The organism is Enterovibrio nigricans DSM 22720 (genome assembly GCF_900167155.1).
GTDB lineage: Bacteria > Pseudomonadota > Gammaproteobacteria > Enterobacterales > Vibrionaceae > Enterovibrio > Enterovibrio nigricans.
Window position 1 is genome coordinate 44,987 of the sequence record NZ_FUXU01000012.1, and the last position, 13,284, is coordinate 58,270.

Annotated in this window: 10 protein-coding genes and 1 tRNA gene; 5 read left to right on the forward strand and 6 right to left on the reverse strand. The window is 46.1% G+C overall.

Annotated elements, in window-relative coordinates:
* Nucleotides 1-137 precede the first annotated feature (137 nt).
* From B5D35_RS06810 to yejK, 4 genes are all read right to left on the reverse strand, one after another.
* A complete protein-coding gene (locus B5D35_RS06810) occupies nt 138-488 on the reverse strand; it encodes a nitrous oxide-stimulated promoter family protein (protein WP_332870323.1) in 351 nt (116 codons plus the stop codon).
* 59 nt (nt 489-547) lie between these two features.
* The gene (locus tag B5D35_RS06815; protein WP_078751866.1) at nt 548-3,004 is read right to left on the reverse strand and encodes a hybrid sensor histidine kinase/response regulator; all 2,457 of its coding nucleotides are present in this window, start codon (nt 3,002-3,004) and stop codon (nt 548-550) included.
* A gap of 41 nt (nt 3,005-3,045) precedes the next feature.
* Nucleotides 3,046-4,326 (reverse strand): Hpt domain-containing protein, encoded by a 1,281-nt coding sequence (locus B5D35_RS06820; RefSeq protein ID WP_078751842.1) that lies wholly within the window; start codon nt 4,324-4,326, stop codon nt 3,046-3,048.
* A gap of 217 nt (nt 4,327-4,543) precedes the next feature.
* Nucleotides 4,544-5,557: a nucleoid-associated protein YejK gene (gene yejK, locus B5D35_RS06825; RefSeq protein ID WP_078751843.1), complete on the reverse strand. Its 1,014-nt coding sequence runs from the start codon at nt 5,555-5,557 to the stop codon at nt 4,544-4,546.
* A gap of 76 nt (nt 5,558-5,633) precedes the next feature.
* Here yejK and B5D35_RS06830 point away from each other — a divergent pair, with 76 nt between their 5' ends.
* From B5D35_RS06830 to B5D35_RS06850, 5 genes are all read left to right on the forward strand, one after another.
* Nucleotides 5,634-5,855, forward strand: coding sequence for a YejL family protein (locus tag B5D35_RS06830; RefSeq protein ID WP_078751844.1), 222 nt, complete (start codon nt 5,634-5,636; stop codon nt 5,853-5,855).
* Nucleotides 5,856-5,907: 52 nt separating this feature from the next.
* Nucleotides 5,908-7,782: a DUF3413 domain-containing protein gene (locus B5D35_RS06835; RefSeq protein WP_078751845.1), complete on the forward strand. Its 1,875-nt coding sequence runs from the start codon at nt 5,908-5,910 to the stop codon at nt 7,780-7,782.
* A gap of 120 nt (nt 7,783-7,902) precedes the next feature.
* Nucleotides 7,903-7,979 (forward strand) — tRNA-Pro (locus tag B5D35_RS06840).
* A gap of 118 nt (nt 7,980-8,097) precedes the next feature.
* Complete coding sequence (locus B5D35_RS06845) at nt 8,098-8,856, forward strand: sulfite exporter TauE/SafE family protein (protein WP_078751846.1); 759 nt, start codon at nt 8,098-8,100, stop codon at nt 8,854-8,856.
* A 216-nt stretch (nt 8,857-9,072) separates the two neighbouring features.
* Complete coding sequence (locus tag B5D35_RS06850; RefSeq protein WP_078751847.1) at nt 9,073-10,668, forward strand: GGDEF domain-containing protein; 1,596 nt, start codon at nt 9,073-9,075, stop codon at nt 10,666-10,668.
* On the opposite strand, the gene B5D35_RS06855 is transcribed toward B5D35_RS06850, so the two are convergent.
* Nucleotides 10,650-12,584: a DNA topoisomerase III gene (locus tag B5D35_RS06855; protein WP_078751848.1), complete on the reverse strand. Its 1,935-nt coding sequence runs from the start codon at nt 12,582-12,584 to the stop codon at nt 10,650-10,652. The two genes, B5D35_RS06850 and B5D35_RS06855, sit on opposite strands and share 19 nt — an antisense overlap.
* Before the next feature lie 113 nt (nt 12,585-12,697).
* The gene (locus tag B5D35_RS06860) at nt 12,698-13,246 is read right to left on the reverse strand and encodes an NAD(P)H nitroreductase (protein WP_078751849.1); all 549 of its coding nucleotides are present in this window, start codon (nt 13,244-13,246) and stop codon (nt 12,698-12,700) included.
* Nucleotides 13,247-13,284 lie beyond the last annotated feature (38 nt).

Genomic DNA, 13,284 nt, shown 5'->3' on the forward strand with positions numbered 1-13,284 from the left:
GCAATAAAAGAAGAAGAGATTTGATTGAGACCACGGAGGCACTAAGCAGAAAACCTTCGCGCGCCTCGTTTAGACGCCCGGGTAAGCAAAGCGAGGAAAATGCATACCCAGCATCTTTAAATTGGCTGGGTATGTCACTAATTCAATATGGAACTCACGTAATGTCTCGCGACAAGCAATGGCTTTCGCCATCTCAGCTTTGGTTCCGCCCAACGAGTGATATGGTTTATCTCTAATCGTTTTGCATCGGGATAACACTGGCGATCACACTCTTTGCAGGCAGACTTGCTTCCTTCTTCAGCGCATTGGGTGACTCGCGTCTCCTCAAATGCTAATAGTGCTGTACATTGCGGGCACAATTGGCTGCCGCGGTGAATATGCTTACAATAAAGCGTCGTCATTGCGCGCACGAGCCACAAAGGTTGGCGTCGGGGGCCAGACGAATTAGATACAGTTTTCATAGGCGCGCTATTTTCCTCAGTCGCCATGAAAATCCTTTGATGCAGATCAAACTTCCAGCATCAAAGGACGAATCCAGAATCTCAACTTACACTTCGACTTCCGATGACATCGCTTTCACACAGACGGAAAAAATATCATTTTCGCGTAAAGGCTTACCAATATGGCCTTGCATACCGTTGCTAATGCATCGCCAAATATCATCTTTCAGCACGTTTGCCGTCATTGCCACAATTGGCGTCCGTTTGTTAAAACCATCGCTTGCACGAATCTGTCGGGTCGCCTCTAACCCATCCATTCGTGGCATTTGGATATCCATAAAGATGATGTCATAGCCTTGCAACGAAACTTTATCGATCGCTTCCACACCATCAATCGCTTTGTCTACGGTGAAGCCAAATTTGCAGAGCATCTTTTCTGCAATCATCATATTTATCGCATTGTCTTCGACGAGTAGACAATGTTTGCCCTTGAAAGCATCCGCATGCTCCTTGAGCATCTCGCGACCCTTTTCATCGCTTGAGTGTTCTTCTATTTGCAGTGGTAACGTCACATCAAATTGACTTCCGCGTCCGACCTCACTGCTGATGAAGATCTCGCCCCCCATCAACTCAACCAATTGTTTTGTAATAGCGAGCCCAAGCCCAGAACCACCAAATTGTCGGGTCGTAGATGTATCCGCTTGCTGAAACTCATCAAAAATCACATCAAACTTATCTGGTGCAATACCCACACCAGTGTCGACAACACTGATCACGACACCTGCATAACGTTCCTGCTGACGATTAATGCCGACCCTCAAATTCACTAAGCCTGTGTCCGTAAACTTCAACGCGTTGGAGACTAGGTTTAACACCACTTGCTCGATGCGGTGTGCATCACCAATAAAGCGATGCGGACAATCTTTGTCATAGTGGAAATCAAACGCAAGTTGTGGCTTGTTCTGTATCGTGGGCAGCATTAAATCACGCACATATCGACCCACTTCCTGCAAATCAAATGGCGCTTCTTCTAGCTTAAGGTGGTTAGATTCCATTTTGCTGAAGTCGAGAATATTGTTGATGAGTGACATCAAACCTCGGGAAGAATGCGCGATAACCGAAAGATATTCTGCCTGTTTACCTGACATTCCTTCATCTTGCATTAAAGACGTCGCGCCAAGTATACCGTTCATTGGCGTGCGAATTTCATGGCTGATATTGGCGAGGAACAGTTGTTTAGCTCGCGCGGCCTCGACAGCACGCTCGCGTGTTTCCACCAAGTTAGCACTCAACTGATTGAACTCTTGAACCAACATGCCAAGTTCATCTTTTTCATCATAATTAATTGGCGAATACGGCCCTTCTGAACCTTGAGCAATCAATGCATGCCTTACTCGTGCCATGGGCCGAACAATATGAAAATGGATTGCAAGATAGGTTGCGCCTACCAGTAACAATGCCACCAAAGACATGGCGAAAAATAGATCATTTTTTAACGTCGTCGCTTCTACTTTCAGCAATCGTTCTGGTAACGCACCAATGAGCATCCAGTTCGTACCCGGCAACAATCGGGCCAATACCAGCGTCGGTTCGTTGAGCACAGGGTCACGCTCAAGTTGGTGAATAAACAACTTCTCCGTGTCCTGAAAAACACCCTTATCCGGATTGAGTTCCGCTGCGATGGAGAGTGCATAGCCAAAATTAATGTCAGGGGTAGCGGTTACGATTTGCTCGGCAAGATCCTGAATATTCGCATTACGCTGTAAGGCGAGGCGCTCCCCCTGCATTGCAGAACTTATCACTAATGCCAACTCAGAAAAGCGACTGTCATTGCCGGCGATTTCAAGCACGGTAGGCAACTGCTCTTTGTCAGGTGGAGCAACCGAATTCGGGTAAGACATCAAACGTCCGCCTCGGTCAAACATAGCAAGGTAACCACCCAACTTTTCACCGCTTCGGCTTAAAAATGCTTGTAACTTGGCTAACCTCACATCAATGGTCACGACACCGTAAAAATCACCTTCTTTGATGATCGGAACACTGCAGGTGACCATTGACTCTTTGGTGTAGGGGTCAATATACGCCCGTGACCAGTAGGCCGCTCCTCTGACGAAACGGGTCGGTGCGTACCATTCTTCGATGTGATAAGGGCGCGCGATATCAGAGTTGTAGTCGTCGATACGTTGATATGAGCCATCTTCATTAAATGCGATGAACACCGATGCTTTAGACTTTCCAGACGTATAAATATGCGGCTCTGGCCAAAAACCACCACTTGCAACGACAGAGCGAATGTTTTCGTTGTTGAGCATCACTGCAAGTGTGTGCTCTATGTCTTCTTGTGTATCTGTAATTTCCAGAGTGTCAGCCAACGATAATGCCACGGTACTGACGTTATTGGACAGTTGTCCCAGAGTACGGGCCACGTTCTCAACTTGTGCTTCAACACGTTGATTTGCACTATCGCGCACCATGCTATCGCCAGTCGTTTCCATGACGTAAACGATAGTGATAACAACAACGGCAAGCATCAGACCCAAAATCCCTAGGGCTTTAAAACTCATCGTTCTGTACCAGGGTAGGTCTTTGGTAAACACGTTGTCCCTCATGTTGCCAACGTTCTTCGAAGCTGCTCCATTTCTTTGAGCACATTTTGAATGGTCATTGTTAGCAACATTTCAAATCTGTCCAATGTCGTTTCAGAGAGGGCCAGCCCCTCTTTCAGAGACATTTCCATCTCTCGACAAAAACGTTCTAGGGAAACTGCGCCGATGTTTCCGGAAACGCCTTTTAAATTGTGTATTAGCGCACTCGTTCTCGCCGTTTCATTTTGCTCATTTTGCTTTCTGACTTTTTGAGCATCGTTTTGGTGTTCGGCAACAAACATCGTCAATACCGAATCAATAGCATCAAAGTCCCCTTCCAACTGCTCGATCAGCACGTTGGAATCAAACAGTTGTTCTTCGGAAAACGAATCATCGACATGACGCTCTTTAATCTCTTCGTGTTGAAATTTTCTTGGGAGCTTTCGTGGTAAATCATTATCAGCATAAGCGCGTTGCTCTAGTTTATAGCGGACGGCTACTTGCGAACCTAACGCAATAAAAGCGACAACCAAAGACAATAACGTGTTGTCTAATAGTACGATGACGCGGTTCGTCCAATACTGCTGTTGCTGTGTCATCGCTCGGACAAATTTGTGGTTAATCACGCTATCGAGACTCTCAAGCTGTCGATTGAGGCGAATTAACCCTGTATAGAGCGTGTACAGTTCCACACTGACCACATTGGAAGATGAACTTGAAAGTTGCTTTTCTATTGCATCAATATATTGATTGAAGCGCTGAACGCTTGTCGCTCTATCGCCATTTAAGCCGTGAAACTCAAAAAGCAAGTAGCTGCTGATAGATTCGAATAAGCGAATCAGTTCAGGAGAGCGGTGTGTTTCCGTTAGCGATTTAAGCTGTCTTGTGACTTTAGAAACCGAGTAAATTGACGCAAGTAAGTTGTCGACATCTTCTACAAAAGCATCCGCATCAACCAATGTATTTTGAATGTCTTCCCACTCGTCTTCGATTGTGTGTGACTTTGTGCGAAGCAAAAGATAACGGAAGTGCTGAACTTCTTTCTCTATTTGAGTAAGTTCACGCTCTTGATTCAGCATTGACGCAGACACAGTTTGGCGAAGTTGCTGTGCCGCATTATTGAGTGTAACCACTTGTGCGGCATGAACTTTCACATGATTCATGTCTTGATAGGCATATAATGCATATCCAAGGGCGATAGCGAACACCCCCCATAGCGCGTATGAAGCCTTATGGAGTCCAGAATTACGTTTATTATCCAGCTGGTTACGAAGACCTAGCAGTGCGGATATAGATGTCACAGATGTTCCTCGAATAAGCTATCACAATAAAAAACCAGCCCCAGATAAAGACTGAAGCGTGGTGTTCGTTGTGATAGAGAAAGCGTGGCGTTTCTTATAAGTTAGAAAACCTGTCTTACTTTGCAAACATTAATGTTTAAGTTATCTACACACAACAAGCCGCCCCAAACACTTAAATTGGGGTCGGCCAACTGCATCTTATTGTATTTCGACGAATTTACTCTTCTACATTTAATCGACGGGTTAGTTGATCTCGAAGATTTGGCGGCGTGCCTTTTATCGTCAAGGTGTCGGTTTCTTGGTCATAGAAAACACGCTCACCCAACAACATGCTGTCGAAATTGATAGAGAGTCCTCCCCCACCACCAACAAACTTCGTCAGCTTACGCATTGATGTACGATCGGCTGGGAAACTTTCCTCCAGCTCATAACCTTGTTCAGATGCAAATTGGTAGAAATCAACGCCAGCGCCATTTGCTGGCAACTCTTGCGCCAACTCTTTCACGACCACTTCATCACCCGATTGCAACTGACCATTGCAGTAGTCATACACTTGCTTTCGGTATTGCTGCTTTTCTTCTTTGTCTAAACGCGAGTCTGCACAATAATCTTCAACAGCTTGCATCAAAACCAAGTTTTGCTGTTTCGTGTCCATGCCCACTTCTGCTTGCATGAAATCTAAGAAGAAATCTGCCACTTTTCTACCTACACGTCCTTTGATAAACGTCAGATAGCGGTTGGAGTCTGCGTCACTTTCCCAAGTCGACAAGTCGATACGGGCTGCAATGTCCATCTTGGCCACATCCAGATAGTCCGTCGTGCCAATTTCTAGGTCATCAGTGACTTTCATGCTTGCTTTGGACTCTAACAAGCCAATGAACAAATATTCTGTCGCCAAAGAGCGGTATTCCGCAACTACCAATACCCCTTCATCTGCAAACGGGTACTTTGAAAGTTCTTCTTTCAAGCGCTGTGTTGACTGCGACGAGAACGACAAAAAATCGAGTTGTTGCTTACGACATGCTTTCAACCAGCCGCAGAATTCACTTTTTTCAGCAAATTGACCAAAGCCTTTACCCGCTTTTGCGTTATAGACCCGATGGATTTCACTAACAAGATTTTCTGTTGATGTAGAATGAGTTAGGGGCTGTTCTCTTAGATGAACAACCAGTGAATCTTCACCGTCTTTTTTTAATTGGTGAAGAATTACGTTCGAAAGCGTGAGGCTCATAATTGAAAACATTTTTCGTCAGACTAAAGTGTGGGTTATTATACGCGGCTTCCGTTGATACAAGACAAGAGTTTCTATGCCTGTTACTTCTAAATATCAAGATAAAAACGTTGAACAGATCCTTTCCGATGTGGTCAATGTTCTTGAAAAGCACAAAGCTTCTAACGAACTTTCACTGATGATTGTTGGCAACATCGCCACAAATTTGCTTAACAGCAGCAAGATGCCTGCTGAACAGCGCAAGCTCATCGCTGAAAAATTTGCTCAAGCTCTGCTGTCATCTATCGATACAGAGTAATAACGCGTCATCAAATTACGCGAAGTAGAATAAAGAGAAGAATTGACCTTTTATGGTAGACAGCGGAAATACCTACAGGGATAAAGTGTCGCAGCTTATTAGCTGGGGACACTGGTTTAGCTTTTTCAATATCATTGCGGCCATGTTGCTGGGGACGCGCTATATCGCGCAATCCGGTTGGCCAGAAACCTTGCTCGGACAAACCTATCAATTGCTGACATGGCTTGGTCACTTTGGTTTTCTGGTTTTCGCTGTTTATATTCTGATCATTTTTCCAGCCAGCTTTGTCATCCCTTCCCAAAGATTGATGAGGCTGTTTGCCGTGTTCGTTGCTACAGCTGGCATGACATTGCTGCTGTTAGATATCTACGCCTACGAAACGCTCCATTTGCACCTCAACCCCTTGGTTTGGGAGCTCTTGCTTAGCGGTGAAAAAACAGACATGAATGCCCACTGGCAGTACTTGTTTGTTGTGGTGCCCGCCATCTTCCTTTTAGAACTCATTATGTCTGAATGGGTTTGGCGTAAATTAAGAAAATTGTCTCGCAAACGCGTAGGTGTACCCATCGCAACTGTTTTTGCGGTTTGCTTTATCGGTAGCCACTTAATTCACATTTGGGCAGACGCGTTTCTTTACAGCCCGGTGACATCTCAACGTTCCAATTTCCCTATCTCATATCCGATGACGGCCAAAACCTTCATGGAGAAATACGGCCTGCTTGACCGTCAAGAATACCAGCGCCGAAGAGATGAAATAGGGAACCAAGAAAGTGAAGTCATTCGCTACCCATTGGAAAAGTTGTCTTTTTCATCAAAAGCGTCAAGCTACAATCCAAACCTATTGATAGTGATGGTTGAAAGCCTGCGCTCGGACATGCTTGATCCGGTCGTAATGCCAAATCTGGATGACTTCGCATCACATAACGTGAAGTTTATGCACCATTACAGCTCCAGCAATGACTCAATGGCGGGTCTGTTTGGCCTGTTCTATGGATTGCCTGGCAGCTATGCACAAAGTGCACGAACCGAAGGCTTAAGCCCTCTGTTATTGGATACGTTAGAGAAACGCCAATACGACTTCGGTTTGTTCAGTGCCGATAATTTTAACAACCCAATTTATTACCAAAGCATTTTTGGTAAACACCTTGATAATGCCACCAAAATTAACGCTGACGAGGCGTGGCTGGCTGATCATAAAGCAACAGATAACCTTGAGAACTGGCTAAACAATAAAGTGCCAAACAAACCCTGGTTTGCCTATCTGGAGCTGAAAAGCGTCGCTGAATACGAGCAGGGTGGTGATTACGACCGACCATTCCAACCCTCACTGGACAACGATTTGGCCAACGTGGGAGAGCATACGACGTTAGTCCTTAAAAATAGCTATAACAACGCAGCATACTATGTTGATAGCCTACTGGGAGAGCTGTTTGACTCCCTAGAAGCCAAAGGCCAATTGGACAACACCATTGTCATCGTAACAGCCAACCACGGTTTAGAGTTTAATGAAACTGGCTCAAACAGTTGGGGGGCAAACACCAACTACAGCAAATACCAAATTCAAGTACCTTTGGTTGTTCACTGGCCGGATCAAGGCCGTCATGAAGTCGATATTTACAGCTCTCACCTTGATATTGTCCCGACACTCATGGAGAGCATGTTAGCGGTAGATAGCCCCACAGAGTCTTACACTAGTGGACAAAACCTCTTCGATTTGGCGGATACGCCGAGAAAATGGGTACTCGCCGGAGATAGCCGAGACATCGTGGTGATACAACCTGACAAGACTACGGTCGTGGATAAGTTTGGTAACTACCGCGTCTACGATAGCAACTACAAGCTGCAGCCAGAGGGTAAGCCTCAGTTGTCAGTGTTGATGCAGGTGATGCACGAACTGAAGCGTTTCTACTACCCAGAAGAAAACTAAAACTGTACTCGGGCTGGCACTCTTACTGGCGAATTTTTAGTCAACCAATTGAATTTGACGGATTTAAAAGTGAAAGGCAATTGACACTGAAGATCTAGCTCCGTACCATGAATATGTCGTCGGTCTGTAGCGCAGCTTGGTAGCGCACTGTCATGGGGTGTCAGGGGTCGGAGGTTCAAATCCTCTCAGACCGACCATTATTCAGAGCCCGCAGCATTTATGCTGCGGGCTTTTTCGTTTCTGTGCAATTCGTTATGATGCTGAAAGTCTTAATTCAAACAGACTGACTTCTCTTCATTCTACGGACGTTAAGATATGGATATCTCGCTCGGATTTGGCGTATTACTCGTCGTTCTTGGCTTTATTGCTGGCATTATAAACACCCTTGCAGGTGGCGGTTCCAATCTAACTATCCCCGCTCTCATTGTGCTAGGTATGCCTGCTGAAGTGGCGAATGCGACCAATCGTGTTGGCGTGTTAATGCAAAGTGTCAGCGGCATTGCGGGATTTCGCCATCACAACCGTTTAAAAAGCAGTGATCTCGTTGGCATTCTCATTCCTATGCTGGGAGGAGGCTTGATAGGCGCAAGTGCCGCAGCTTGGCTTCCCTCGGACATCATAAAACCCCTTCTGCTTGGCACCATGCTTCTAATGGCCTTTATCATGCTCGTTAAGCCCAGTGTTATCGCACCTGATGCCAACATTCCGTTTAGAAAAGTGAAAGATACTCCAGCGTCTTGGATCGGTTTAACCCTCGCTGGGTTTTATGGCGGTTTTGTACAGGCTGGGGTGGGCTTTGTCCTGATTGCCGCACTTTGCGGTACGCTTCGTTACGATCTCGTTCGCGGTAACGCCCTTAAGCTCGTTTGTACGTTAGCGTTTACCGCTGTGTCCTTGGCAATTTTTATATGGCAAGACCTCATTCTTTGGTTGCCAGGACTCTTGCTTGCAGCGGGTTCTATGCTGGGCGCATGGCTTGCGGTTAAGTTCGCCATCAAAGCAAATCCGCAGACACTAAAGTGGTTTCTGTTCATTATGACACTGGTCGGAAGCGTGTTTGCACTTTCAACCTAGTGGAAATCACCTACCCCACTGTTTTTAATAAATTAAAATAGAAAACACCGCTTGCAAGAAGATAGCTCACACCGTATATAAGAGCCTTGTGATTTGAGTCGAAGATGGCAGAAATTCAGGCATTCGTCAGACTAATTGCTGTCATACTGGCGTAAAGATTATTAGAACCAACGTCACATTTTTCACGCTAGCTAGATTTAGGGGGAGTCACAGAGCATGAATGCTCTTGATTATTCATTCTGTTTGAAAGTCGGTGAGGCCATTTGTCCTCAAGAAGATATTGAGTCATTTTGTGTGGCTCTCGGGCAAGTTTTTACCGACACATTTCAAGATGCGCACTGCCAACTTCTCATTGCAGAAAACGGTGATACGCAATGGCAACTACTGGCTGAAATGTCAGCAGAAACGTCAAATGTGTATACGCCTGCAACGTCGACTGATATTCAGTTCAATGCCCTGCTAAATCGTTTACTGGTATCCAGTGAATTACGCATTCAATCTGACCGCTTCCATCAGCTTGTTCGGCTGACTGTTCGCGGTAAGAATTACGGCTACTTTGTACTATCACTGCCGCAGACGATCAATATTGATGGGCATTCTCTTGATATGCTTTCCTTGTTGATTTCAGGCGCTTTGGACAGCCACCTTCAATACGAAGCCTGTATTGAAGAACAACTTGCTCACCAACAAACCGAGCAAAAGCGCGTACAAGAAGTCTGTTCGCAAAAAGGTTTGCTTGAACAGCTCCACATCCTACATAAAATCTCGCTGCGTCTTTGGCATACCCATTCTCTCGACAATATGCTTCATACCGCCGTCTATGAGTGTATACATGCGCTTGAACTCGATCGTATGGCTATTTTCCTCCTCAATACCCGCACGGGGTTAATGCGAGGCACATACGGTACCGACAGAGACGGTAGTGTGACGAACGAACAATGGTACTGCACAGCTATCCATGAACATTTTCATGCAAAAACAACGCTGGATAGACGAAAGCACATTACTATTAACGACAACGCGCCACTCTATCATGACAGTAAAGAGGTTGGGACAGGGTGGAACGCAACTATCTCGCTATGGGATGGAGACGACCCGATTGGTTGGATCGCTTGCGACAACTTAATTACCGGAACACCACTTAAAAGCTATCACAGCGAACTTCTCAAATTGCTTGGCGTCACCATGTCACAGCATCTGATTCAACGCCGCGCACAAGATGAATTAAAAGCACTTAACCTGTCGCTGGAACACCGCGTTGCAGAGCGCACAGCCCAACTTGAAGAGGCGAATAAAAGGCTGAGTCGCATATCACGCGAAGATAGCCTAACGATGGTGCCTAATCGCCGCATGCTTGATGAAAAAATGGAAGAAGAATGGCGTCGGGCTTTGAGACATCAAACACCAATGAGCATTCTGATCGTAGATATCGATCATTTCAAACAATTCAATGATACATATGGCCATTCACTGGGTGACAAGTGTCTGTATCAAGTAGCAAAAGCGCTGAGTGATGTCGACCGACGAGCAGGCACAGTGCTTGCTCGATTCGGTGGCGAAGAGTTTGTATATCTTCTCCCAAACTGCGACCGTGATGCGGCGGAAATGATCGCCGAAAGAGCCCTGGACGCAATTCGTGACTTGCAAATCAAACATGAAAATTCGCCAGTTGCACCGTTTGTCACCGTCAGTATTGGCGGAAAATCCGCCCTTCCTGACAGAGTGGATGCGCAACAACAGTTATTCACCGATGCTGACGTTGCACTGTATGAAGCGAAAAGCAAAGGGAAAAATCAGGCCTTTGTGTTGTAACGCTTTTTCCTGAATCCGCCCTTCCCTTTTTTCTTGGTAAATGTTGAAGGCTGTGCCGGCAGTGATCGCAAACTCTCCGGCAAAGGTCCTTTCCTGACTTCTTCCATCAAGCTTTTTAATTCCAACTCAAGCTCTCCCATGAAAGGCTGGTAAGCAGATTTTTTTTCTGCCATATCATGCAACTGCCTTTCCCATTGTGCTGTCATATCAGGATAAGAAGCTTTTGACGGTAGTGCATCAATCAATCCAAACCCCGATGGTGTCGCCTTGATTTGTTTACCTTCACGAGAAAGTAATCCGCGTTTAAATAACAAATCGAGGATCCCTGCACGCGTCGCTTCGGTGCCTAAACCGTCAGTGTCTCTTAGTATCTTTTTCAGTGAGGTGTCTTGTACGAAACGGGCGATACCCGTCATAGCCTGTAGTAACGTGGCCTCAGTAAAATGTCGTGGCGGCTCAGTCATACAATCTTTAATATCACCACGCAGGCACGTCAATATCGTGCCTTTATCAAGCGGCGGAACGAGGCTTTCTAAGTCTTCTTTTGGCGTTTGTGATTCTCGGGAAAGCAATGCTCGCCATCCCTCAATCATCAGCTTTTTACCTTTAGCGACAAAAAGGCCACCTGCAATATCAAAGGTAAGTTTTGCCTCAGCATATTCAGCCGATGGGTAAAACTGCATTAAGTACTGACGCGCAATCAGCTCGTAGACATTCAGTTCTCTGCCACTGAGCGTACTGGCGCTTTTTCCTGTCGGAATAATGGCATGGTGCGCTTCCACTTTGCTGTCGTTCCATGCTTTAGATTTCAAGGATATGTTTGCACCGTCAACAGCTTTTCCCAAGGAAGACGCCGTTTTCTTAACCGCCTGAATCACCGACGTCGCTTCTTTAAAATGGTCTTTGGGTAAATAGCGGCAATCTGAGCGCGGGTAAGTAATAAGCTTGTGCTTCTCGTACAATGCCTGACAGCAAGCCAATACATCCGCAGCACTCATGTTATAGCGTTTGGCTGCATCTATCTGAAGAGTGGAAAGGCTATAGGGCAAAGGCGGTGCCTGTTTGCTGCTCTTTCGTTCGGCTTCAGTAACGGATGCAGGCTGTCCTTCTATACGTTTAGCGACGTTCTCCACCAGCTTACGCGATAGAACACGGCCTTCTTCATCCTGCCAAGGCTGACAAGACTCACTTGGCTGCCAACGTGCGAGAATGTCACTTCCGTTACACGGTATCACGGCATCGAGTTGATAAAATGGCTTGGGAACAAAGTCAGACACCTCTCTGTCTCGCCGAACGACCAAACCCAACACAGGCGTTTGTACGCGCCCTACTGACAACACGCCTTGATAACCGGCCTGCTTGCCCAGCAAGGTATAAGCGCGTGACATGTTCATGCCGTAAAGCCAATCAGCACGAGAACGAGCAAGCGCGGAAACAGATAAGGGCACAAAATCTAGATTGCTTTTCAACGAAGAAAGGGCTTTTGTAACTGCTGACGTATTCAAATCGTTGATCAAAAGCCGTTGAATTCGCTGTTTCTTGGCTGCAGGTAGTTTTGCAAAACTGAACACTTCATCCACCAGCAACTGACCTTCGCGATCGGGGTCACCCGCGTGCACAATCTCATCGAACTGTTTCAGCAACCGCTTTACGACAGCCAACTGTTTCGCGGCCGATTTACGCGGTTTAAGGATCCACTGCTCAGGAAGGATAGGGAGGTGCTCTAGTCGCCAAACTTTGTACTTTTCGTCGTAAGCATCTGGCTCGGCTTGTTCTAAAAGGTGACCGATGCACCAAGTCACCGTATCCCCATTTCCGGCAACAACGAATCCTTCGTTATTTTTGTGTGGTTTCGGTAATGCAGCAACAATCGCGCAGCCAAGACTGGGTTTTTCGGCAATAAAGAGACGAGCCATAAGCACTCAGACAATAAAGTAATTGCTCACAATCTAACGAAAAATGAAGACGCACACAAGATTTAACTGGATATACATCCAGTTAAATCTTGGCAATATACAGAAGAAATAGATCAGAGATATTTCACGTATTTATTCGTATCACGCTTTGGCGCATTTGCTGGTGTACAGTCCGGTGTACCTACGTATAGGAAACCCACAATTTCATCGTCACCAGAAACACCAAAAGCCTCTCGCACACTCGGATGATAGGCCCATTTCCCCGTACGCCAAAAGCCTTGAAAACCTTGGGCTACAGCTGCCATTTGCATGGCTTGTGCTGCACAACCCGCTGAGATGTGTTGCTCAATAACAGGCACTTTGTCGTGCAGTTTGGTTCGGGCGATAACCGTGATAACCATGGGCGCACGAAACGGTGCATTGGTGGTTTTCTCTATGACAGCAGGATCTTCGTTATCCGCTTCTGCTGCCGTTTTTAGAATGGCTGATAGCTTTTCCAGCCCTTCTCCCGTCGCGATAACAAACTCCCAAGGCGTTAATGCACCATGATCTGGGGCTCTTAGCCCAGCAGCAATCATATTCTCCAGTGCATCCCTAGAAGGTGCGGGTGCCAAAAGGCGTGGAATCGAACGACGTTGAGTAAGAAGGCTTAAAGCATCCATATAAATCCCGAGATTAAAAACAATTGAACTTACAAACA

What these genes read in the sequence shown, in the direction of transcription:
- B5D35_RS06810 (WP_332870323.1), bottom strand. Translation starts at nt 488, where the DNA reads ATGGCGACTGAGGAAAATAGCGCGCCTATGAAAACTGTATCTAATTCG.
- B5D35_RS06835 (WP_078751845.1), top strand. Translation starts at nt 5,908, where the DNA reads ATGGTAGACAGCGGAAATACCTACAGGGATAAAGTGTCGCAGCTTATT.
- B5D35_RS06830 (WP_078751844.1), top strand. Translation starts at nt 5,634, where the DNA reads ATGCCTGTTACTTCTAAATATCAAGATAAAAACGTTGAACAGATCCTT.
- yejK (WP_078751843.1), bottom strand. Translation starts at nt 5,557, where the DNA reads ATGAGCCTCACGCTTTCGAACGTAATTCTTCACCAATTAAAAAAAGAC.
- B5D35_RS06845 (WP_078751846.1), top strand. Translation starts at nt 8,098, where the DNA reads ATGGATATCTCGCTCGGATTTGGCGTATTACTCGTCGTTCTTGGCTTT.
- B5D35_RS06860 (WP_078751849.1), bottom strand. Translation starts at nt 13,246, where the DNA reads ATGGATGCTTTAAGCCTTCTTACTCAACGTCGTTCGATTCCACGCCTT.
- B5D35_RS06855 (WP_078751848.1), bottom strand. Translation starts at nt 12,584, where the DNA reads ATGGCTCGTCTCTTTATTGCCGAAAAACCCAGTCTTGGCTGCGCGATT.
- B5D35_RS06850 (WP_078751847.1), top strand. Translation starts at nt 9,073, where the DNA reads ATGAATGCTCTTGATTATTCATTCTGTTTGAAAGTCGGTGAGGCCATT.
- B5D35_RS06815 (WP_078751866.1), bottom strand. Translation starts at nt 3,004, where the DNA reads ATGAGTTTTAAAGCCCTAGGGATTTTGGGTCTGATGCTTGCCGTTGTT.